Origin of the sequence: Acinetobacter sp. ACNIH1, from assembly GCF_002934695.1 — a bacterium.
Taxonomy (GTDB): Bacteria; Pseudomonadota; Gammaproteobacteria; order Pseudomonadales; family Moraxellaceae; genus Acinetobacter; species Acinetobacter variabilis.
This window is the reverse complement of sequence record NZ_CP026420.1, coordinates 213,508-236,750: the sequence shown is the minus strand read 5'-3', so window position 1 is coordinate 236,750 and position 23,243 is coordinate 213,508. Positions and strand designations below refer to the sequence as shown.

The window sequence follows — 23,243 nt, the reverse complement described above, 5'->3', positions numbered from 1 at the left end:
GCCTTGTTTTATAACATTTTGTCTTGAGAACCAATATGTTACAAAAACAGGGCTTTTTTTCTACTCTTTTTTTATATCGAACTCAGGTTAATTACTTCAAACAATATGGTGCAGCTAATAGCTCTGAAGTTTTGGCTGCACCTTGTTACTCTTTAACTCATTTTTTAGACCAGAAAATATCAATAGAAAAAGTTGTAACTATGACCTCCCCGCATAAAAAAAGCCCCCTGCGTGAGCAGAGGGCTTTTGGAATAATGAGCTGGCGATGACTTACTCTCACATGGGAGACCCCACACTACCATCAGCGCTAAGAGGTTTCACTTCTGAGTTCGGGAAGGGATCAGGTGGTTCACTCTTGCTATGGTCGCCAGCACAACTGGTATGCTTACTCGCTATGGTCTTATCTACGTTGCTTGCGCTTCGTTTGCCTAGCTTTCTTCAAATAGAATGCATTAACAGATGTATCTGAGTCGCAGTAGTTTGTTCGATTAGCTTAACTAAATCAAGTTTTTGTCTGATCGTTAGATCAATATGAAATCAATTGATGCTTTATATACAACTGCTTGGGTGTTGTATAGTCAAGCCTCACGAGCAATTAGTATTGGTCAGCTTCACATATCGCTATGCTTCCACATCCAACCTATCAACGTCGTAGTCTTCAACGGCTCTTTAGGAGACATAAAGTCTCGGGGAAATCTTATCTTGAGGTAGGCTTCCCGCTTAGATGCTTTCAGCGGTTATCCCTTCCGAACATAGCTACCCGGCGATGCGACTGGCGTCACAACCGGTACACCAGAGGTTCGTCCACTCTGGTCCTCTCGTACTAGGAGCAGATCCTCTCAAATTTCCAGCGCCCACGGTAGATAGGGACCGAACTGTCTCACGACGTTCTAAACCCAGCTCGCGTACCTCTTTAAATGGCGAACAGCCATACCCTTGGGACCTGCTTCAGCCCCAGGATGAGATGAGCCGACATCGAGGTGCCAAACACCGCCGTCGATATGAACTCTTGGGCGGTATCAGCCTGTTATCCCCAGAGTACCTTTTATCCGTTGAGCGATGGCCCTTCCATACAGAACCACCGGATCACTAAGACCTACTTTCGTACCTGCTCGACTTGTGGGTCTCGCAGTTAAGCGCGCTTTTGCCTTTATACTCTACGCGTGATTTCCGACCACGCTGAGCGCACCTTCGTACTCCTCCGTTACTCTTTAGGAGGAGACCGCCCCAGTCAAACTACCCACCAGACATGGTCCTCGCTCCCGATCAGGGAGCAGAGTTAGAACCTCAATATTACCAGGGTGGTATTTCAAGGACGGCTCCATGGCAACTAGCGTCACCACTTCAAAGCCTCCCACCTATCCTACACAAGTAAGATCAAAGTTCAATGTCAAGCTGCAGTAAAGGTTCACGGGGTCTTTCCGTCTAGCCGCGGGTACACCGCATCTTCACGGCGAATTCGATTTCACTGAGCCTCTGCTGGAGACAGCGCCGCCATCATTATGCCATTCGTGCAGGTCGGAACTTACCCGACAAGGAATTTCGCTACCTTAGGACCGTTATAGTTACGGCCGCCGTTTACTGGGGCTTCGATCAAGAGCTTCGCTTACGCTAACCCCATCAATTAACCTTCCAGCACCGGGCAGGCATCACACCCTATACGTCCACTTTCGTGTTTGCAGAGTGCTATGTTTTTAATAAACAGTTGCAGCGGCCTGGTTTCTGAGGCTGCCAACAGCTCAAGGAGCAAGTCCTATCACCGCCGGCAGCGTACCTTCTCCCGAAGTTACGGTACCATTTTGCCTAGTTCCTTCAGCAGAGTTCTCTCAAGCGCTTTGGTCTACTCGACCTGACCACCTGTGTCGGTTTCGGGTACGATTCCAGTGTAACTGAAGCTTAGAGACTTTTCCTGGAAGTATGGTATCAGCCACTTCACCAGTAAACTGGCTTGCTATCAACTCTCAGCATGGAGCACCCCGGATTTGCCTAAGATGCATGCCTACTGTCTTCCACCTGGACAACCAACGCCAGGCTGACTTAACCTTCTCCGTCCTCTCATCGCATTACACTGAAGTATTGGAATATTAACCAATTTCCCATCGACTACGCCTCTCGGCCTCGCCTTAGGGGTCGACTCACCCAGCCCCGATTAACGTTGGACTGGAACCCTTGGTCTTTCAGCGAACGGGTTTTTCACCCGTTTTGTCGTTACTCACGTCAGCATTCGCACTTCTGATACCTCCAGCAGACTTCTCAATCCACCTTCATCGGCTTACAGAACGCTCCCCTACCACTTGCAATAAATTGCAAATCCGCAGCTTCGGTACATAGTTTTAGCCCCGTTACATCTTCCGCGCAGGCCGACTCGACTAGTGAGCTATTACGCTTTCTTTAAAGGGTGGCTGCTTCTAAGCCAACCTCCTAGCTGTCTATGCCTTCCCACATCGTTTCCCACTTAACTATAATTTAGGGACCTTAGCTGGCGGTCTGGATTGTTTTCCTCTTGACTACGGACGTTAGCACCCGCAGTCTGTCTCCCGGATAGTACTCATTGGTATTCGGAGTTTGCATCGGTTTGGTAAGTCGGGATGACCCCCTAGCCGAAACAGTGCTCTACCCCCAATGGTATTCGTCCGAGGCGCTACCTAAATAGCTTTCGGGGAGAACCAGCTATCACCGAGTTTGATTAGCCTTTCACCCCTATCCACAAGTCATCCCCTGGCTTTTCAACGACAGTGGGTTCGGTCCTCCAGTTAGTGCTACCCAACCTTCAACCTGCTCATGGATAGATCACCCGGTTTCGGGTCTATACCCAGCAACTATACGCCCTATTAAGACTCGATTTCTCTACGGCTCCCCTATTCGGTTAACCTCGCTACTGAATATAAGTCGCTGACCCATTATACAAAAGGTACGCAGTCACCACACAAAGTGGCTCCCACTGCTTGTATGCATGCGGTTTCAGGATCTATTTCACTCCCCTCACAGGGGTTCTTTTCGCCTTTCCCTCACGGTACTGGTTCACTATCGGTCAGTCAGGAGTATTTAGCCTTAGAGGATGGTCCCCCTATATTCAGACAAGGTTTCACGTGCCTCGCCCTACTCGACATCATCATATCAGCCCTTTCGTGTACAGGACTATCACCCACTATGGTTGCACTTCCCAGAGCATTCCACTAAAACTGATATGACTTAATGGGCTGTTCCCCTTTCGCTCGCCGCTACTGAGGGAATCTCAATTGATTTCTTTTCCTACGGATACTGAGATGTTTCACTTCTCCGCGTTCGCCTCATAAACCTATGTATTCAGTTTATGATACCGACCTTATAGCCGGTGGGTTTCCCCATTCAGACATCTCCGGATCACAGGATATTTGCCGCCTCCCCGGAGCTTTTCGCAGGCTATCACGTCTTTCTTCGCCTCTGACTGCCAAGGCATCCACCACATGCACTTAATTACTTGACTATACAACCCCAAACAGTCGTTACACCTACAAGTCAGTGTAGCAACGTAGTTGTTTGCGATCTTGTGAACTTAATCACTGTACAGCTTCAATTAGATTCATATACCAAAACGCTTGATTCAGTTAATTTCGCTAGTTCTCATTCAATCACTTCAACAATCAATCTTGCGATCTCTTGTTTCCGCTCTTGTATGAGTATGAACAAATTATTTCAACTCAAATATATTCTGTTAATGATTTAATGCATCCTCGTCGGACTGCATTACTGTGATAAATCACAGAGATTATCAAGTGGGGCGTATAGTAACGCTTCTACTTGTTAATCTCTAGGATCTACGCACTTGATCGCTTAGGAACTAAACATTCACGCTACTGTATGATCACATACTGCGCGAAGCGTAGCTTCTTGCTTAAATTTCAAGGAAAAGCATGCTTTTCTTGTCTTGAAATTTGGTGGAGACTAGGAGAGTCGAACTCCTGACCTCCTGCGTGCAAAGCAGGCGCTCTACCAACTAAGCTAAGTCCCCAGCTTATCAATTAAGTCAATGTTTCTGATTTTCTGTTTTCTGGCAGATGGTGGGTCTGACAAGACTTGAACTTGTGACCCCACGCTTATCAAGCGTGTGCTCTAACCAACTGAGCTACAGACCCTCAGATACATCGTCATGAAGAACAACTTGTTGTGGATTCTTACCAATCGTCAATCTTTCGTTAAGGAGGTGATCCAGCCGCAGGTTCCCCTACGGCTACCTTGTTACGACTTCACCCCAGTCATCGGCCACACCGTGGTAAGCGTCCTCCCTAAGGTTAGACTACCTACTTCTGGTGCAACAAACTCCCATGGTGTGACGGGCGGTGTGTACAAGGCCCGGGAACGTATTCACCGCGGCATTCTGATCCGCGATTACTAGCGATTCCGACTTCACGCAGTCGAGTTGCAGACTGCGATCCGGACTACGATCGGCTTTTTGAGATTAGCATCTGCTCGCGCAGTAGCAACCCTTTGTACCGACCATTGTAGCACGTGTGTAGCCCTGGCCGTAAGGGCCATGATGACTTGACGTCGTCCCCGCCTTCCTCCAGTTTGTCACTGGCAGTATCCTTAAAGTTCCCACCCGAAGTGCTGGCAAATAAGGAAAAGGGTTGCGCTCGTTGCGGGACTTAACCCAACATCTCACGACACGAGCTGACGACAGCCATGCAGCACCTGTATCAGAGTTCCCGAAGGCACCAATCCATCTCTGGAAAGTTCTCTGTATGTCAAGGCCAGGTAAGGTTCTTCGCGTTGCATCGAATTAAACCACATGCTCCACCGCTTGTGCGGGCCCCCGTCAATTCATTTGAGTTTTAGTCTTGCGACCGTACTCCCCAGGCGGTCTACTTATCGCGTTAGCTGCGCCACTAAAGCCTCAAGGGCCCCAACGGCTAGTAGACATCGTTTACGGCATGGACTACCAGGGTATCTAATCCTGTTTGCTCCCCATGCTTTCGCACCTCAGTGTCAGTATTAGGCCAGATGGCTGCCTTCGCCATCGGTATTCCTCCAGATCTCTACGCATTTCACCGCTACACCTGGAATTCTACCATCCTCTCCCATACTCTAGCTAACCAGTATCGAATGCAATTCCCAAGTTAAGCTCGGGGATTTCACATTTGACTTAATTAGCCACCTACGCGCGCTTTACGCCCAGTAAATCCGATTAACGCTTGCACCCTCTGTATTACCGCGGCTGCTGGCACAGAGTTAGCCGGTGCTTATTCTGCGAGTAACGTCCACTTATCCCAGGTATTAACCAGGTAAGCCTCCTCCTCGCTTAAAGTGCTTTACAACCAAAAGGCCTTCTTCACACACGCGGCATGGCTGGATCAGGGTTCCCCCCATTGTCCAATATTCCCCACTGCTGCCTCCCGTAGGAGTCTGGGCCGTGTCTCAGTCCCAGTGTGGCGGATCATCCTCTCAGACCCGCTACAGATCGTCGCCTTGGTAGGCCTTTACCCCACCAACTAGCTAATCCGACTTAGGCTCATCTATTAGCGCAAGGTCCGAAGATCCCCTGCTTTCTCCCGTAGGACGTATGCGGTATTAGCGTCCCTTTCGGAACGTTGTCCCCCACTAATAGGCAGATTCCTAAGCATTACTCACCCGTCCGCCGCTAGGTCCAGTAGCAAGCTACCTTCCCCCGCTCGACTTGCATGTGTTAAGCCTGCCGCCAGCGTTCAATCTGAGCCATGATCAAACTCTTCAGTTAAAATCATTTCGAACTTTATAAGTAAAGTTCTTAAACTTGGCTCATCAATTTTCTGACTTAAATTTCGCTCAAATAAACTTCGAGTAATTTAAACCAATCAATCAATGAAAATAATTTCGATCAATCAACCAGTAAAAATCCACACAAGTTGTTCTTCATAATCTCTTAATGATCTTCTTACTACTTCGTCAGTAGCAAGCTAGGTCGGCTATATTACTCTCTATCTCTAGAAAGTCAACCAGTAATGAAAATTATTTTTAAACTTTTTTTCTAAAACCTAACTCAACCATTTCATGCTAAGTTACTGTTTTATCAGAAGTTTTAATCTTCATCACCGCCGATGGATGTGCATTATAGACCAATCCCAAGCAAGCGCAACCCCTATTTTTAAGAAAATACTTCAGTTGATTATTATTTCTACAAAAATGCCGATTTTCCCTACTTTTTGAGCATTAAAGGTATAGGATTGGCCAATGTACTTAATAATTTCTCTTTTTTATTGTGTTCCTGAAAGCGCAAGGAGCGGCAATCTATATATTCACAGTAGCCCCCGTCCCCATGCTCAGTCTCGCCATTAATTCTAACTTCGTAATTAAAGCTTCCAACATAACCCGCAGCCAGACCAAATTTGAAATCTCCTCGGCTTTGTCCCTGCAGCCAGATCTGCATTCCTTTGCCATCTTCATAGCACCATTCAAACTCACGCGGCAGATACATCTTTTGCCCATTTGGAGTAGTCACACTCGGATAAACCCGATGCACCTTGAAATAGACTTTTTGATCGAACATTTGACTGGCCATATTTTTCAAGTCACGCAGATAAATTCGTGACTGCACAATGCTGTTCAGACTATCTCGAATTTGTGCCAACAATAATTGCCGTCCTTCACTCAGGTTAATAATCTGATAAGTCAGAAAGGCTAAAGGCAAATAGGGAAAATTAAAGCTTCGTGCAAATTCAAAACTACCTAAACTCTCGATAAGGTATTTCTGATCTTTATAATGTAAGGTTCCCTGACAATAACAAAGCAAAGACCAATGATCAGCCAGTGCAAAGCGCATTTGGGTAAAGTGTGAAATCAGATTGGTCGTATGGATGCTGAGATCAAAGCCCAGTTCAGAATCAAAACGTTGTAAACGAAAATGTGGAAAGTCGCCGGTCAGTTTTTCACGATCTAGAAACTGAAACAGGCCATACTGAAACTTGCAATCCTTTTTGACTGAATAGCAATTTAATTGTCCTGCCATATGCGGACTGGTACTACAGATTACTGTGGCTGTATCCAGTGCATTGGTTTGAATAGCACTCGGGTTTGCCAACATCGGTGCATTAGGCTGACCAATAATACTCAGAAAATTAAGATAATGAAGGGGTGCAGGCAGATCCGGAAGTGTCAGGCCCTGATGAATAATTTTATATTTCTGGTTTGGCCCATGATAGGCAAGATTATGCTGGGAAACAGCAGGAGTCTGATTCAGCTGTTTCGAACGATCTAGAAAATCTTGAAGAAACTGCATCTCAAACTCCTTATTTTTATATTGTTATAAGGTACTCTGTCTTTTTGCCATAAAGGTTGTAAGGAAACCAGACAAAGCATAGATGACAGAGATCACGAGAATCCCTACCGGAATATTATAAGTCATCGCTGCAAAGATAAACACCGCGATCGGCAACACGAAAAACGGCACCCGTCTACGCTCTACGGTTTTAAATGAATAGTATTTGATATTAGAAATCATCAATAAGCCAACGATTACGATAATCGCAGCATTAATGATTTGTACAGTAAAATCACGAATATCAAACACAGGCGGGAAGTCCAATCCTACCCAGACCAGTGAAATAATAATGACGGCTGCTAATGGACTTGCAACGCCAATAAAATAGCGTTTATCCACCACTCCAATCTGAACGTTAAAGCGGGCTAGACGGAAAGCTGCACAAGCCGTATAGACAAAACAAGCCGCCAGACCGATACGGCCTAAATCACTTAATCCCCAGCTATACATCAAAATAGCCGGTGCCACCCCAAATGCCAGCATATCGGATAGTGAGTCGAACTGTTCACCGAATGGACTCTGTGCCCCAATCGCACGTGCCACACGACCATCGAGACCATCAAATAAAGCTGCCAAGAAAATGGCATAAATAGCTTGCTGAAATTCGCCATTCATACTGGCAATAATCGAGTAAAAGCCTGATAACAACGCAGCGGTTGTAATCAGGTTAGGCCATAGATAGATACCTCGACGCTTAACTCTTTGCCCTTCCTGGGTATGCTCTACCTCTTCCACCTCGAAGGTGATGCCATCAAATGGCAAATCTTTCGAAGATTCGTGTTCCGGCTTATTTGTACTTGTCATTCTTGTCGATCCTAACTATGACCCGATCTTTAAAATATTATTCGCCTACTAACCAACGAACTGCTGCATGACCGCCATTTTCCTGCATACGCAAATGCGGGAATAACCATTGCAGCGCTTCGTCTGCATCTTCAGAGAACTTCCAAGGTGGGTTAATCACCAGTAAACCACAACCATTTAAACCCACTGGTGTATCATCTGGCCATACACAGATTTCACATACCAACTGACGGCGAATCCCGGTCTTGAACATTTTCTTCTCGAAACGTTCAATCATGGCACGGTCTTTAATTGGGTACCAAACTGCAAATACGCCTGTCGGCCATTTTTTATAAGCAGCAACCAGTAATTCAACCAGCTGTGGGAAGTCTTTACGCTCCAGCTCATACGGCGGATCGATCATCACCAGACCACGTTTTTCTTTCGGTGGAATGACTGCGAGCAAGCCTTCATACGCATCACGCTCATGCAAACCGGCGCGTTTGTCAAAAATGTTATGACGTAACTGCTGGAACACATCACGCTGCATTTCAAAAATGGTGGCCTTGTCAATTTCACGCATGCCTTCCAGTGCAAACCAAGGTGAACCCGGATATGCACCTTTACCAAAGTTTTCACGCATTTTCTCAACAATTTTTAAATATTGTTGTACACCTTCTGGCGCATTACGCTTGACCGAATCATCCAGCTTGATCAGACGATGAATACCGTTCAGGAATTCCCCTGACTTTTGCGCTTCAGAGGTGGATAAATCATATTTACCTGCACCACCATGTGTATCCACATAGCGATATGGTTTATCTTTTGCATTGAGTCGAGCCAATAATTGAAGCAACAATACATGCTTCATGACATCGGCAAAGTTGCCAGCATGGTAATGGTGACGGTAATTCATGTTTCATTAATTCCTAATATCAACTGCTATTTTAACATGAAAAATAGTTTCGTTCAGACCCGATTCTTACATAGAATAGCGCGACCCCAATTTACCCTTCTAGGTGAGTTTCTATGGAAGCAGTTCAACTCCCGGCAACCTGGCCAGTTGATCAGATTATTGATGATCTAGATCAGCATGGTTTTAGCATGATCGACAATGCTTATGCCCCATCCTATGTTGAACAGCTGATTGCTGAATGTACCAGTAATCTGGAACGCTTTCGTGATGCAGCCATTCAGAATGGCGTAGTCAGCAATATCCGCAGTGACCACATTCTCTGGCTCAATGAAGATCTGAAAATTTCTAACCAGCATGTGCAAACCTTACAGGCCTTAGGCCATGAGCTGAACCGCGCTTTCTTCCTCGGCATTAAAGATGTGGAAGCCCATTTTGCCTGCTATAACGCGGGTGAGTTCTATGCCCTGCATCGCGATAATCCTCAAGGCAAAAATGGCCGGATGATTTCTGCGGTTTATTATCTGCATGATGATTGGCAAGATAACTGGGGCGGCGAACTACATCTGCAGGATAAAAATGATCAATGGCATATTATCCAGCCTAAACCAAACCGTATTGCCTTCTTCCAAAGTGATTTAATGCATGAAGTTTTAAAAGCCAAACATCAACGTTTATCAATCACCGCCTGGTTAAGAAGTGATACCTGTTTGCTCTAATCCTTTTTCCACGCTTTAAATTTCAATTTTCAGCCTCATATAGCAATCATTGAGATATGAGGACTGCGTTCATGCGACCAACCCCCAAAGAGATCATTGCACGCATTGGTGAAACAGATCAGCTGTTTTTAAATGGCAATACGCCTGAGCTGGCGCTTGAACGGGCGGATCTTCGTTTGCAACTGGTGACTATTAGCCAGTTACGTCAAGAGCAGGTGCATTTCCTGCAAGAAGCGATTGTTCTGCTGGAGCAAGGCCGGATTGAATTTGAAGAAATGCCACTGGATTTGTATATTAACCTGTCTTTGCATCTGGCCAAAGCCTATATGATCTACTTTGAGCTGACCAAAGAAAATCGTTATGCGCTCATTACCCAGCAGATTCTAAAACCAATGACCAATTATGAGCATGCGGACATTTATTTCTTTCTGGCTTATGCATCTGCCAGTAAGAAAGAACCTGCCATGACTCGTCACTGGCTAAATAAATACAGCAAAACGGCCCAGTTTGACCATGAACTGGTAGGCCAGCATCCGGCATTTGATGAATATCGTCAACTGGAATGGTTTATTCAGATTCTGCGTAGTCGTATGCATTAAAACAACGAAATCTGTTCTTATAAAAATGCCTCACATTGATGAGGCATTTTTTATGAATTAATTTAATTGACTCAAGCCAGACGGCGTCGATCTGCATCCAGATGCAATTGCTGATTCAGTTCATCAATCCAGATTGCCCAGTCATCATCCTGTACCAGATGACTAATTAACAGCGAACGCTGCGCTTTATTCCAGAACGGTGCTTCATGCAATGACATATGGGCAGGTAGCTGATGAGTACGTATATAAAGCTCAATTGCCGCCGGGCTATTAGCCAGGCCGAGTTGAGAAAATAACAGTTCTAAGGATGGTTGGTTCTTCCCGAGCATATGCCCTCCTTATATCAGATATATTGTAGTTATTTATAGGACTAACTTATAAGATAAGACAAAAAAAACCTAGTCAAAGGACTAGGTTTTGTTGTGTCTTTTTGTATAAAGAAACTTTAATTGCTTTCAGGGCCTTCTTTATCACTTTCGACATGTAAAAGCTGGTTCAGTTTATCAATGATTACAATCCATTCATCATCCTGATGCCAGTGTTCGCGAAGAAAAGCGCTTTGCCCCTCATTCCAGAAATCTGCATCCGGCAAAATCACGTCTGATGGTAGCTGATGATTTTTGGTAAATTCATCAATTGATGCTTCATCAGCAGGCAAGCCTAATTGCTCAAATAATAATTCTAAAGTCACTTGCTGTTCTAATACCATTCGCTCACTCCATCATAAAAATAATCAGTTCATTGATTTGAAAATATTATTGATGCTTAAAAGAAGGCAGATCACAAGAACCACTGCCCTCTGCCTCAATATGCAATTGCTCATTGAGTACATCTACGAAAATTGCCCAATCATCATCTTCTTTCCAGTGGCCAATCAGAAAATCATGTTGGTTTTTGGTCCAGAAAGGAGCTTTATGTAAGGGGACGTCCATCCCAATCTGATGGGTTTTGATAAATTCATCGATTGCTTCCGGGCTTGAATCCAAGCCGAGTTGCTCAAAAAAAAGTTCCATGGTAGGTCGCTGCTCTAACATCTCAGTACCTCCTCTTTTGTTGATGATTCTTCTTATTAAACTAGATGAGCCACTCGCAAAGTTCAGTTGTCCCTCCTTCACAAGATGTTATTTTTTGTTCTTTAAATTTTTTAGAAATAGCAATAAAAAAGCACCCCCAATGGAGTGCTTTTTTAACTTAATCTTAAAAAGATTAAATTATTTGATCATGTCAGCAACTGCAGCGCGCTCTTCTTCAAGCTCGTTCAGTGTAACGTTGATACGTTCACGGCTGAATTCGTCGATTTCAAGACCTTGAACGATTTTGTATTCACCGTTTTCAGTAGTTACAGGGAAACCGAACATTACGCCTTCAGGAATACCATAAGAACCGTCAGAAGGAATACCCATAGTTACCCATTTGCCGTTTGTGCCAAGAGCCCAATCGCGCATATGGTCGATTGCAGCGTTCGCAGCAGAAGCAGCAGAAGACAGACCACGTGCTTCGATGATCGCAGCACCACGTTTACCAACAGTTGGAAGGAATACGTCTTTGTTCCAAGCTGCATCGTTGATTTTGTCTTTCAAGCTTTCGCCGTTTACGTTAGCAAAACGGTAGTCAGCATACATTGTTGGAGAGTGGTTGCCCCAAACAGTCATGTTTTCGATGTCAGAAACTGCAACACCCGCTTTTTGAGCAAGTTGAGTTAACGCACGGTTGTGGTCAAGACGCAACATTGCTGTGAAGTTTTTCGCTGGAAGATCTGGAGCAGATTTCATTGCGATGTAAGCGTTAGTGTTCGCAGGGTTACCTACAACAAGAACTTTAACGTCACGGCTAGCAACTTCGTTCAGTGCTTGGCCTTGACCAATGAAGATTTCGCCGTTTACTTTAAGCAGGTCAGCACGTTCCATACCAGGACCACGTGGACGTGAACCAACTAATAGAGCATAGTCTGCGTCTTTGAAAGCTACTTTAGGATCATCAGTACCGATCATGCCCGCCAATAATGGGAAAGCACAGTCGTCTAGTTCCATCATTACGCCTTTAAGCGCTTGCTGAGCTTTCTCAACAGGAATTTCTAATAATTGAAGAATAACTGGTTGGTCTTTACCAAGCATTTCACCGCTTGCGATACGGAATAATAGGCTGTAACCAATTTGACCAGCAGCGCCAGTAACGGCAACGCGAACAGGTTGCTTCATGTAATTATCTCCAATTGAGAGGATCGTCATAATGATTAAATAGCTGTTCTATCTAATCTTAATAATCATAAACGGCAAAGATTGTACTCCAATCCTCTTCGAGATGCATGTAAAAGAGAATGGATTTCAACAAAAGTATGATAGGAAATATAAATTAATTTGACTAAAAAGCTTAGTATGTCCCTTTTATTTTGACAGTTTTTGGGCATGTATTAATAATGTTTGCAGGACAGCCTTTATAACCCCCATTGGCGTTATAGCAGACTTGGATGGAGGTCAGCAGGCTGGATGCGCGGGTCTGATGGCAGTTAAAGCGCAATGCTGTTGAAGGCAGTTGCGGATTGATTTTCAGAAATTTGGAACGCAGCATATCAATGGAAACGGTATGACTTTCCTGCTCGGTAAGTTCTTCAGGAACTTTCAGACGATCAGCATGATTGATCACGGTACGAAAATACTGCGTGGCATTCATCGGAATACAACCACCAATATTATGCCAGAGCAATGCGCGGGTATTTTCATCCGGCATGATACGGGCCACCACTTTAGCCTGCAAAGGCGGTAACTTCGCAGAACTGGTAGTAGTGCAATGTGTTGATGTGGTTTGAGGATAGAGACCGGAAATATTTAGGGAATAACCTTCAAGACATTTTCTTTTTTTACTGTAGGCCGGATCCAGACTGCAAAGTGCCGGTACCATCTGGATGTCCATGACATAACCCGTTGGCAGTGCAAAGGCAGCTGGACTTGCTGCTAAAAATAAAAGCGCAGCCCATCCAGCAGAAATTTGAGCACCCCTTATTCCCTTGATCAACAAACTATCCTTCCCTTAGATTTTTTGAATGCTATGGTGTATTACGTAACGGAATGGCTTGCATACGCTTACCGACCGATTGTGCGCCCTGTCCCAATAAAATACCGTAATATGTCGCGTTCGTCATGACATGTTTCACATAATCTCGCGTTTCCAGTAAAGGAATGGTTTCGGTATATTGATCCGCAGCAATACTTTGGAATTCGGGTTGCCAACGGCGGGCACGGTTCGGGCCGGCATTATAACCTGCTGTAGCCAGTACTGGACTATTGCTCAATTGACGCTGAATTGTTGATAAATAGTAAGTTCCGTAACGGATATTGGTGTTCATATCAGTTAAGGCTGCCGGGTTATAGGCTTCACCCATTTGACGAGCGACCAGTTTGGCGGTGTCCGGCATGATCTGCATCAAACCACCAGCGCCTACATGAGAGCGTGCGCCGGTATTAAACCGGCTTTCCTGACGCATCAAACCATAAGCCCAAGCGGCATCAATGCCAGCATTACGGCTATGACTCACCACATAATTCTGATGTGGCATCGGATAACGATAGTTGTAATTATGCTTGTCCGCAGTACGATCTGCTGCATAAATGGCACGGTCATACCAGCCCATATCCATCGCACGTTTGGCTGCTGCCAACAGTAAATCGTCATCTTTTCTTAAATAAGCCTGACGAACTGCCCAGTTCCATTCACGGTTAATATAATTTTCTGGCGCATTAATATTACGCAAGGCAAAAGCACGGCGGAAATGAATATCCTGATTCAGACGTTGCATGGCCTGACTGGATGGCTGTGCCGAGTTCGGTGTAGAAGCCGTTAACTGGCCTAATCTATCCCGTGCTAGCAGGTTATGATAATCCTCACCGACTGCCAGTTTTTTATAGATACTTTCTGCCGCCTGTTTTGAAGCGCGATCTGTGCGCTGTTCACTGGCACGTGCCAGCCAGTATTGCCAGCGGTCTTCCTGTTTCTGGTTCACGCTCATGGCATCAATGGCACGAATCAGACTTTCCCAGGCACTAAAACGAATCGCCTGACGGGCATAAATTTCGGCTTCTTCCGGACTAAATGGCAAACCATAACTGGCATCCAGATAGTTCAGCACTTCACGGTTGAAGTTATTTTTCATTACCGTAGTGCCGCCGATATAACCCACAGTTCTGAATAGTGTTTTTTGTACTTGTACCGGTGTGCCTTCAGCAGTACGTTTTACAATGGACATTGCTGAATCAAGATCGCTATCTGCCAGACGCCCCAACGCATAAATCAGATAGGCATGATCAGCGGCAGTACTTTTAGGGGCTGACCATAAATAATTGGTTGGATTGGCCTGAATCGTATTGAGCTGAGCCAGAGACAGGTTAAGCCCTAAACCTTGTGCAGTGGCAATCGCCTGTCCAGACTGACCAGCACGTAATTGCACCCATAAACGCTGCTGGCGGTCTTCATTGGTCATAAGCGGACTGGATAACATCATGCGTCCCAAGCCTGTACAAGACTCAGGTTGAGAATTGGTGGTTAGCCAAACATCCTTAAACTCAGCATAAACCAGCTGATCGCCACTTTTGGCACGGACTTGTGCAACTGCACAGGCTTCAGCCGGATCGGCATTGGTGACATATTGCAGAACTGGTTGCGCAGTAGAAAAGTCAGCCATTTTGACTTTTTCTTCGACATAATCGGCTGCAAGTTTTTCTGCCATAGCCGACTGAGGATAACGTTGGGCGAAACTGATAATTTGACTGGCAGGTTGTGAGCCAAGATTCTGGTTCAGAATCCAGTATTCAGGATAATAGCCCAAGACATCATTTTGCATGGCAGACTGATATTGTTGTAATTGTCCGATATTTCCAGCATTTGCCGCGCGTAAGGCATCATTAAATTGTTCTTCTGCTGCCTGCACACTCATTGAACAGAGACACGCCACACTCAAGCTTAGTAATTTATAATATTTCTTCATATTTTTAGTGTGTTTAAACATCAATTTGCCTTCTATCATCGAGTTTTCGCCCAGCCCCTGTTGCCTATCATAAGAGTTAGCCGGAAAATTATAACCCACTGTATTGTTCACTTATGTAACCTTATGATTAGACAATATTAATTTTCAGTCACTTTTTGTCCATAAATCAATATTTTCCCAGCCGCATTTTAGGCTATAAGTTTAAGCGACTTTCCTGCTAAAATATGCGCCTTTTAAAGATTTCAGAACGTGAATTGAATTTTTATTTACCCGTTTGCCTATGCAAACAGGTTATTCGTTCACTCTTTCGACGTATTACCTTGTAGGAGCCTACATGACGGTTCAAACCTTCATTCCGAATGGTGCCCCAGCTGCCTCAGAAAACACTGTCACCCAGCCAGCGCACACCCCAGCCATCGATGGTTCAGTTAAAAAACTGTATATCGAAACGCAAGGGTGTCAGATGAATGAGTATGACAGTCACCGTATGGCAGATCTGCTGGGCGATTCCCACGGCTATGTGCTGACCACCGATCCTAAAGAAGCGGATATTCTGCTGATGAATACCTGCTCGATCCGTGAAAAGGCACAAGAAAAAGTATTCTCAGAATTGGGCCGCTGGCGCAAGCTGAAAGAAAAAAATCCTGACCTGATTATTGGTGTCGGCGGATGTGTGGCCTCTCAGGAAGGTGACAATATCCAGAAACGTGCCAATTATGTGGACATGATTTTTGGTCCGCAAACCTTGCACCGTTTACCGCAAATGCTGGACCAGCATTTTGAGCAGGTCGAAAAACCGAAAAAAGAAAAAATCAAACTGGTCGATATTTCGTTCCCGGATATCGAAAAATTTGACTTTCTGCCTGAACCGCGTGTTGAAGGTTATAAAGCCTTTGTTTCGATCATGGAAGGCTGCTCAAAATACTGTTCTTTCTGTGTAGTTCCATATACACGTGGCGAAGAAGTATCTCGCCCGCTGGATGACGTTCTGGCTGAAATTGCTGGCTTAGCAGAAAAAGGCGTGCGTGAGATTTCGCTGCTCGGTCAAAACGTAAATGGTTATCGCGGTGAAACCTTCGACGGAAAAATCTGTACTTTTGCCGATCTGTTACGTTTGGTTGCAGAAATTCCGGGCATTGGCCGTATTCGATATACCACTTCGCATCCACTGGAATTCAATGATGATCTGATTCAGTGCTACCGTGACTTGCCACAGATGGTGTCGCATCTGCATCTGCCGGTACAAAGCGGTTCTAATGACGTATTGCAGGCGATGAAACGTAACCACACCATTGATGTGTATATCGAGAAAATCGAGAAGTTACGTAAAGTTCGCCCAGACATGCATTTATCTTCAGACTTTATTATCGGCTTCCCGGGCGAAACCGATGAAAACTTTGAAGAAACCTATCAGTTTATTCAGGATCTGGATTTCGACCATTCTTATAGTTTTGTTTATTCAAAACGTCCAGGCACCCCTGCCGCAGAGCTGGAAGATACGACACCTGAACAGGTGAAAAAAGAGCGTCTGGCCAAAGTGCAGGACTGGATTAAACAGTCCAGTATTCGTAAAACAGATGCTATGCTCGGTACAGTCCAGCGCGTATTGGTTGAGAAAGTTTCTGATAAAGATCCGAACGTTCTGGTCGGTACAGCAGACAATACCCGTTATGTTACCTTTATTGGTGATGCATCGTGGGTAGGACGCTTTGCGGAGATCGAGATTACCGAAATTAAAACTTTAAATTTAGTTTACGGAGAACTCTTGAATCTTGAGCCTGACGTGGCGTAATGTAGAGCATATAACGTACACTTCTAAAAGGAACACTCTTGACTGCAACGATTCGACGTACAGTAGCTTTTCCTGGAATTTCGATGGACCATTTACAAGCCGTCTTAGGTGCCTATAACGGTCATTTGAAACAAATTGAACAACGTTTAGACGTCAAAATTTCCCACCGAGGTGAAAGTTTCTTTATCGATGGTGGAATCGATGCCGTTGAGAGAGCCGAAATGCTCTTGCAACGTCTTCATGAAGAATCTGAACACAGCCAGCAGATCAGTGCAGATACCTTGCATATGATGATTCAAGGTAGCCAGACCGATCGTGAACTCCAGGAGAACCTGGAAGAACAGGAACATACCGGTCTGGACAATGTCTGGCTGCAGACGCGCAAAGGCCGGATCAATCCGCGCGGTGCCAACCAGAAACGTTATGTACAGCGTATTCTGCAAAGTGATATTTCCTTTGGTATTGGCCCTGCAGGTACCGGTAAAACCTATCTCGCCGTTGCAGCTGCTGTAGATATGCTGGAGCGTAATGAAATCCAGCGTATCTTACTGGTTCGTCCTGCGGTCGAAGCGGGTGAAAAACTTGGTTTCCTGCCAGGGGATTTAACCCAGAAGATCGATCCGTATTTGCGTCCCCTTTATGATGCCCTGTATGAGATGCTTGGTTTCGAAAAAGTGGCCAAGCTGATCGAACGTCAGATTATTGAAGTTGCACCGCTCGCCTATATGCGTGGTCGTACTCTGAATCATTCTTTTGTGATTCTGGATGAAGCCCAGAACACCACACCTGAACAGATGAAGATGTTCCTGACCCGTTTAGGTTTCGGTTCACGTGCAGTGATTACCGGTGACGTGACTCAGGTGGATTTACCACGTGGTCAGCAGTCTGGTCTGGCTCATGCCTTACGTGTGATTGATAAAATCCCTGAAATTCATATTACCCGTTTCCATTCTCGTGACGTCGTGCGTCACCAGCTGGTTCAAAAAATTGTTGAAGCCTACGAAGGCTGGGACAGTGAACAGCAGCGTTTAAGCGCAGAAGCTCGTGCCGAGCGTAAAGCCCGTCAGGAAGCCTTGATCGCTGAGAATGATGCTGCGGCTGATGCACAGCATTAACGCTGCATTGTTATTTAATTTTTAAGGATTCACGTTGAAACTTAGTCTCTCCCTGCAACAGGACTTTCAGTCACCAGAACTGGTGCTGAAACGTGCCTATATTAAAAAAGTTGTAGAAACCACTTTGCGCCATATCGGTACCCAAAGTGATTGTGAAATTGGCATTGCTTGTGTCGATAATGATGAAAGTCATAAACTTAATCTGGAATATCGCGGCAAGGATAAACCCACCAATGTCTTGTCTTTTCCAAGTGAACTTCCAGATGAAATGGCACAGGTGCTGGATGCTTTCCCAATCGGTGATCTGGTGATTTGTATTCCAGTAGTGCTGCGTGAAGCTGCTGAACAGGACAAAGCTCCACTGATCCATTTCACCCATATGCTGGTACATGGCACTTTGCATCTGATGGGTTATGATCATGAAACTTCAGAGCAAGATGCTGAAGAAATGGAAGGCATTGAGATCGAGATTATGGACAAACTGGGTATTGCTAATCCTTATCTGGAAAGAGATTAAAAATCAACATTTAAAAGCGGGCTAAGGCTCGCTTTTTTTATTTTATTTACTTCATAATAAGCTCAATTAAAGAAATAAAATAAAAATCACTATGCAATATGTCGTGATTTTCAAAGCGCGAATTAAAGAATTAGATTAGTGTTATTTTGAAACAGCCCAGCGAATGAGAGAAAGAGCCCTTTCACAATTTCATTGCCAGTATTTTGAAGCCTTAACCGAAGGTACTCAGGAAATTGCGCTTTCTTACTGGAACAGTCTTCATGATATTCGCGCCTGGCATGCAGATGCTGAACATCAGGCTGCTCAAGAGCTAGGGAAAAATAGCTGGTATACATATTTCAGCGTGGAAGTCTGTGAAGTTTTACGGCGCTATGATGCACATTTAAATTAAATACTCATCGTTCCTTATTTATTTTTTTCTTGATCTGTTCTTAGATACAGAGTTTTAAAAAATATCTGCTTACGCATTCATGATTTCTTCCAGAAATACATAAGCACATAATGAACTTTAACAAAGAACTGTGCTTCAAAAATTTTAGGAGAACGTAATGAAAAGATTGTTCTCGACTGCATTACTTATTTTCTCTCCCTGGCTGTGTTCATCACTTTATGCCCACTCAATTCCCATGTGCCCAAAAATTAAATTTCAACAGAACCAAAGCTCATGGGCAGGCCATTATTATTTAAACGGAGTTATGGAATTAGGTTCGGAGTTGCTGTTACAAGCAGATGGTACCTTTAAATGGTATCTGGCCTATGGTGCTCTGGATCAATTTGCCGAAGGAACATGGTGGCAAAATAAAGAGTGTATTGGCTTAAAAGCAGATCCAAAGTACCAGGACTTGATGATATTTCCCAAATATCTAGCCATAGATGAAAACCATTTAAATGTGGTTTGGGATGATGGAACTCAGCAAGGTAGTTATATACAGGCGAAGCGTCCCGATTAACGCACCTCAAACTCTGCTTCAGCCGGATCAAAGCGCCAGGTTCGAATAATTCTCAGCTCGGAAATATCCGACATCTTGGCATCAAATGCTCCGAATGGTGCTGCCTTGCGTACTGAAGATTTTGCAGCTTCATCTAGCAAATTATGCCCTGAACTGTCAATTAAGCGAATTGCACGGATTCCGCCGTTCTGGTTCAAGATCACCATCAAGCGCACCTCTCCTGCCAGATTCTGCTGTTTGGCCGCGTCTGGATAATAGCGGTTACCATAGAACTCCACTTTCTGACGGAATTTTTCCAGATAAGCTGCAGAAACATCCTGTTTGGACTGGATGCCATCTACGGTTTTAATTTTTTGCTGACGACTGAAGTTTTGTTGTCGTTGCAGATATTGGGCTTCCAGACTGGCTACCATAGCGGCTTTGGCCTGAAACTGACTTTGTAACTGTTCCTGCATTTTTTTGCGCTGATTTTCTTCCGCCTGTTTTTGCCAGCTTAAAGTCGTCATCAGTACTTTTTCTTCAAAGCTTAATTCGCGCTGTTGTTGCAACATGTCCGGACTTTCTTGCTGTTCTTCTCCGGTCTTTTGCTCCATCAACGGTGCAGGCATATCGCTCGACATACGATGTGCTTCACGAAATTTACCTGAACCTTGCTGGTCAGTTTGAGCCAGAAAATCTGCATGCTCAATTTTTTCATCAGTTTGACGAATACTGACTGCAATTTCTTTGGTCATGCTCTCCTGATCTTGTGGCATACCAAATTCCAGCGTGAGAAAAATTACGTGCAAAATAACAGCTGCAAATACGGCGCTATTAAAAATTGGATCTTTCCACCAGGCTTTGACCAGAGGCATTAATATCATGGTTGATCTCATCGCTACGAACCCAGACTTGAGTTCATCCCCCAAACAGCATTTTTAAAAATTAAAAAATAAACGGCTTTGCATTTTTGTTTTAAAAATGCCAAACCCATCAAATCTTCAACGTTAGATAACTAAAACCCTAAAAATGGTGCTATTTATTTTGCTAAACTGCAAGCTGAAACTCTTGTATTTTTTATACAATTCGACAAGATACACTTCGAATTAAAACATATAGTTGCCAGGACGCTTAAAGATGCAAACGCTAATTTCCAATATTTCTAATAAAATTCGCCAGGCATATCAAAAGGCGGAAGGATTTATTGAGGATGAACGCGAATTTCCTTTGTCTCAAGTTTTCCTGAATGCGACATTTCAACGTTTTGTCACTGACAATGTTTCCATGCTGAAAGATCTGCATGCCGATCTGCATGATGACTGGTTACGACTCTATGCCACGCTGGACTATAAAGGTCTGAACGTGACCTTATCGGTTGATTTAAAACTGGTGCAAATGGAGCTGAATAAGAATACGCAGCTCATTGTATTTGAACAGATCAGTGATACCCAGTTGATTGAAGCCAAATACCCAAATGTCTTTTATAAACTGGGGGTACGATTCGCCCTGTTTTTCTATCAGCGCGTGCTGAATAAGGACCCTCTTGGCATGATTCTGGAAAAACTCGGTGTCATTAAAGTAAAAGATGATTTATTGCATCTGGATCTGAATCGCTGGTTAGGCAAAAACCGCTCGGTGATTGAGACGCTTGGTAAGGTTCATGTAAATCACGCCGTACTTCGCGAAGCTGAACTGGTGGTGATCGGTAATGTGAATCTTGCTGCCCTGTTCAGAAAGCTTTCTCAGGAAAAAGAAGAGAAATGGGACGAAGACGACATGGATGACAATAAAGTCACACCGATCAAACAGAAAGAACCGACTTAAACTGTGTGTAATTCAAAGTCTAAACAAACACACCAGTAAATACATGAAATATACATTTTTATTGAAAATCTCCCTTCATTTTCCACATTTTGACCAAATAATAAAAAGTGGAAAGTGATCAATTTTATCTGAAATTACACAGGACAATTCTTTATGGCGAAAACTGTATTCAAAACTTTAGGGGTGACTGCAGGCTTGACTACCGCAATGGTACTTACTGGTTTATCCACCCAGACCTTCGCCATGGCGCCTTTCCAAGCCAATTATCAGTTTAGCTACAATGGAAAAAATATGGGTTCTGCTACCCGTACCTTGAGCAAATCTGGTAATAACTGGACCTATGTTTTTGCAGCCAAAGCAGGTGGCGTTGCTTCAGCGACTGAAACCAGCCGTTTTACTTTTAATAATGGCAAGATTGGTTCAAGCAGTTTCAGCCGTACCAGTAAGATTTTGGTGCATAGCAACACCATGAGTATTAACTTTAATCCTTCTAGCAAAACGATCAGTACCAAGAAAGATGATGAAAAACGCTCTTTTGCCTGGAGAGCAGATGTACTAGATGAGCTAAATGCTGAATTGCAGATTCGTGAAGACCTGAAAAATGGTGGTTTAAAATCGAATTACTACATTGCTGATGCCAAAGAAGTGGAAGGCCGTAAATTTGTCAAACAAGGTACAGAAACGGTGAGCACCAAATATGGTTCATTTAGTACCATTAAAGTAGTGATTAAACACAACAAACCAGGCCGTGAAACTACTTTCTGGTTAGCACCGAAACTGGACTACTTACCAGTCAAAGTATCGCATGTCGACAAGAAAACCTCTTACGGTTTATTGCTGACCAGCTATAACGGTAAAACGAACTAAGGTTTTTTGGTGAATTTCGCTTGATTTTTTTTGGGTGCTTTTTACAATACGCTTTTGCTTTAAAAAGCACCTGCTCTTGAGGATTCTCCCGTGCACGCACTAGAACAGAAAATCTTAGCCGAAGGTATCGTTCTATCTGAAGAAGTTTTGAAAGTTGACTCTTTCTTAAATCACCAAATTGATCCAATTATGATGCAGCAAATTGGTCAGGAATTTGCGCGTCTGTTTAAAGATGCTGGTATTACCAAAATTATTACTATTGAAGCGTCCGGCATTGCACCTGCAGTCATGGCAGGCTTAGAGCTTGGTGTTCCAGTGATTTTTGCACGCAAATACCAGTCTCTCACGTTAAAAGATGATTTATACCGTTCTAAAGTATTTTCATTTACCAAACAGACCGAAAGCACGATTGCCATTTCAAATAAACACATCAGTTCATCTGACAAGGTTTTAGTGATCGATGACTTCCTGGCAAATGGTCAGGCAGCACTGGGTCTTGCTGACTTGATTCATCAGGCGAATGCTGAAGTAGTCGGGATCGGGATTGTGATTGAAAAATCATTCCAGCCAGGCCGTGACCTGTTACTTGAAAAAGGTTACCGTGTTGAATCACTAGCGCGTGTGAAATCCTTGGCAAATGGTACTGTCGAATTTGTTCGAGATTAAGTTTACAAATGAATATTTTAAAGGGTGCTTCGGCACTCTTTTTTATTGAGCGCCTTATAATTACGGTTAGCTAGGAATAACTAAAACATAGCTATAAAACTATCTATTTTCGACTGCACGTAAATAGTTGTACTCCGACTTTTTCTTATGAAATTTCAAGACAGCTAAAACCTCAAGAATTTATTATCCGACAAATAACAACAATTTAAACTGATATTATTATAAAATAAGAGGCCTAACTATCTGCCAATAGTTAGACCCTTGGTTT

General features: G+C 44.0%; 20 protein-coding genes, 2 tRNA genes, 3 rRNA genes and 1 pseudogene. 11 read left to right on the top strand and 15 right to left on the bottom strand.

The features are described 5' to 3' along the window. The first annotated feature begins 35 nt into the window (after positions 1–35). On the top strand, positions 36–269 hold the full coding sequence (locus C3F22_RS01285) for a hypothetical protein (RefSeq protein ID WP_104425721.1): 234 nt from the start codon (positions 36–38) through the stop codon (positions 267–269). Here C3F22_RS01285 and rrf read toward each other — a convergent pair. The 8 genes from rrf to C3F22_RS01245 form a co-directional block, all read right to left on the bottom strand. Next, positions 258–372 (bottom strand): 5S ribosomal RNA (rrf, locus tag C3F22_RS01280). The genes C3F22_RS01285 and rrf overlap by 12 nt on opposite strands. Positions 373–574: 202 nt before the next feature. After that, positions 575–3,466 (bottom strand): 23S ribosomal RNA (locus C3F22_RS01275). Positions 3,467–3,915: 449 nt separating this feature from the next. After that, positions 3,916–3,991: transfer RNA gene (locus C3F22_RS01270), tRNA-Ala, on the bottom strand. A 47-nt stretch (positions 3,992–4,038) separates the two neighbouring features. After that, a tRNA-Ile gene (locus C3F22_RS01265) sits at positions 4,039–4,115 on the bottom strand. A gap of 61 nt (positions 4,116–4,176) precedes the next feature. Further along, positions 4,177–5,713 (bottom strand): 16S ribosomal RNA (locus tag C3F22_RS01260). The 16S, 23S and 5S rRNA genes sit together here with 2 tRNA genes alongside, the layout of an rRNA operon. A gap of 438 nt (positions 5,714–6,151) precedes the next feature. Next, positions 6,152–7,231 carry a DUF6670 family protein gene (locus C3F22_RS01255; RefSeq protein WP_104425720.1) on the bottom strand — a complete coding sequence of 360 codons (1,080 nt, stop codon included), beginning with the start codon at positions 7,229–7,231 and terminating at the stop codon, positions 6,152–6,154. A 24-nt stretch (positions 7,232–7,255) separates the two neighbouring features. After that, a complete protein-coding gene (pssA, locus tag C3F22_RS01250) occupies positions 7,256–8,077 on the bottom strand; it encodes a CDP-diacylglycerol--serine O-phosphatidyltransferase (RefSeq protein ID WP_104425719.1) in 822 nt (273 codons plus the stop codon). A gap of 37 nt (positions 8,078–8,114) precedes the next feature. Further along, complete coding sequence (locus C3F22_RS01245) at positions 8,115–8,972, bottom strand: 23S rRNA (adenine(2030)-N(6))-methyltransferase RlmJ (RefSeq protein ID WP_104425718.1); 858 nt, start codon at positions 8,970–8,972, stop codon at positions 8,115–8,117. A 113-nt stretch (positions 8,973–9,085) separates the two neighbouring features. Here C3F22_RS01245 and C3F22_RS01240 point away from each other — a divergent pair, with 113 nt between their 5' ends. Next, a complete protein-coding gene (locus C3F22_RS01240) occupies positions 9,086–9,688 on the top strand; it encodes a 2OG-Fe(II) oxygenase (RefSeq protein ID WP_104425717.1) in 603 nt (200 codons plus the stop codon). Positions 9,689–9,759: 71 nt separating this feature from the next. Beyond that, positions 9,760–10,287 (top strand): hypothetical protein, encoded by a 528-nt coding sequence (locus C3F22_RS01235; RefSeq protein WP_104425716.1) that lies wholly within the window; start codon positions 9,760–9,762, stop codon positions 10,285–10,287. A 71-nt stretch (positions 10,288–10,358) separates the two neighbouring features. On the opposite strand, the gene C3F22_RS01230 is transcribed toward C3F22_RS01235, so the two are convergent. The 6 genes from C3F22_RS01230 to C3F22_RS01205 form a co-directional block, all read right to left on the bottom strand. Next, positions 10,359–10,616, bottom strand: coding sequence for a DUF2789 family protein (locus tag C3F22_RS01230; protein ID WP_104425715.1), 258 nt, complete (start codon positions 10,614–10,616; stop codon positions 10,359–10,361). Positions 10,617–10,732: 116 nt separating this feature from the next. Next, positions 10,733–10,996 carry a DUF2789 family protein gene (locus tag C3F22_RS01225; protein ID WP_005233812.1) on the bottom strand — a complete coding sequence of 88 codons (264 nt, stop codon included), beginning with the start codon at positions 10,994–10,996 and terminating at the stop codon, positions 10,733–10,735. Positions 10,997–11,042: 46 nt separating this feature from the next. Next, complete coding sequence (locus C3F22_RS01220) at positions 11,043–11,321, bottom strand: DUF2789 family protein (protein WP_104425714.1); 279 nt, start codon at positions 11,319–11,321, stop codon at positions 11,043–11,045. A 177-nt stretch (positions 11,322–11,498) separates the two neighbouring features. Then, positions 11,499–12,485 (bottom strand): malate dehydrogenase, encoded by a 987-nt coding sequence (locus tag C3F22_RS01215; protein WP_004786815.1) that lies wholly within the window; start codon positions 12,483–12,485, stop codon positions 11,499–11,501. A gap of 172 nt (positions 12,486–12,657) precedes the next feature. Continuing rightward, positions 12,658–13,296: a ribonuclease I gene (locus C3F22_RS01210; RefSeq protein WP_171284740.1), complete on the bottom strand. Its 639-nt coding sequence runs from the start codon at positions 13,294–13,296 to the stop codon at positions 12,658–12,660. Positions 13,297–13,330: 34 nt separating this feature from the next. Continuing rightward, positions 13,331–15,265 (bottom strand): lytic transglycosylase domain-containing protein, encoded by a 1,935-nt coding sequence (locus C3F22_RS01205; protein ID WP_392390338.1) that lies wholly within the window; start codon positions 15,263–15,265, stop codon positions 13,331–13,333. A gap of 334 nt (positions 15,266–15,599) precedes the next feature. Between C3F22_RS01205 and miaB the strand changes: the two genes are divergently transcribed. The 5 genes and pseudogenes from miaB to C3F22_RS01180 all read left to right on the top strand — a co-directional run bounded on the left by miaB (position 15,600) and on the right by C3F22_RS01180 (position 19,639). Beyond that, entirely contained in the window at positions 15,600–17,057 is a 1,458-nt protein-coding gene (gene miaB / locus C3F22_RS01200) for a tRNA (N6-isopentenyl adenosine(37)-C2)-methylthiotransferase MiaB (protein ID WP_004786821.1), read from the top strand. Between the two features lie 38 nt (positions 17,058–17,095). Beyond that, positions 17,096–18,172 (top strand): PhoH family protein, encoded by a 1,077-nt coding sequence (locus C3F22_RS01195; protein ID WP_104425712.1) that lies wholly within the window; start codon positions 17,096–17,098, stop codon positions 18,170–18,172. Between the two features lie 34 nt (positions 18,173–18,206). Further along, complete coding sequence (gene ybeY / locus C3F22_RS01190) at positions 18,207–18,689, top strand: rRNA maturation RNase YbeY (protein ID WP_104425711.1); 483 nt, start codon at positions 18,207–18,209, stop codon at positions 18,687–18,689. Positions 18,690–18,780: 91 nt separating this feature from the next. Continuing rightward, positions 18,781–19,080 (top strand): annotated as a pseudogene (locus C3F22_RS01185) (antibiotic biosynthesis monooxygenase family protein). 157 nt (positions 19,081–19,237) lie between these two features. Then, the gene (locus C3F22_RS01180; RefSeq protein ID WP_104425710.1) at positions 19,238–19,639 is read left to right on the top strand and encodes a hypothetical protein; all 402 of its coding nucleotides are present in this window, start codon (positions 19,238–19,240) and stop codon (positions 19,637–19,639) included. Here C3F22_RS01180 and C3F22_RS01175 read toward each other — a convergent pair. Then, positions 19,636–20,493 carry an energy transducer TonB gene (locus C3F22_RS01175; protein ID WP_171284737.1) on the bottom strand — a complete coding sequence of 286 codons (858 nt, stop codon included), beginning with the start codon at positions 20,491–20,493 and terminating at the stop codon, positions 19,636–19,638. The two genes, C3F22_RS01180 and C3F22_RS01175, sit on opposite strands and share 4 nt — an antisense overlap. Before the next feature lie 262 nt (positions 20,494–20,755). Between C3F22_RS01175 and C3F22_RS01170 the strand changes: the two genes are divergently transcribed. The 3 genes from C3F22_RS01170 (at position 20,756) to C3F22_RS01160 (ending at position 22,975) form a co-directional block, all read left to right on the top strand. After that, entirely contained in the window at positions 20,756–21,442 is a 687-nt protein-coding gene (locus C3F22_RS01170; RefSeq protein WP_004786832.1) for a hypothetical protein, read from the top strand. Between the two features lie 207 nt (positions 21,443–21,649). Beyond that, the gene (locus C3F22_RS01165) at positions 21,650–22,309 is read left to right on the top strand and encodes a DUF3108 domain-containing protein (protein ID WP_373683638.1); all 660 of its coding nucleotides are present in this window, start codon (positions 21,650–21,652) and stop codon (positions 22,307–22,309) included. 90 nt (positions 22,310–22,399) lie between these two features. Further along, the gene (locus tag C3F22_RS01160; protein ID WP_004786836.1) at positions 22,400–22,975 is read left to right on the top strand and encodes a xanthine phosphoribosyltransferase; all 576 of its coding nucleotides are present in this window, start codon (positions 22,400–22,402) and stop codon (positions 22,973–22,975) included. Positions 22,976–23,243: the final 268 nt, after the last annotated feature.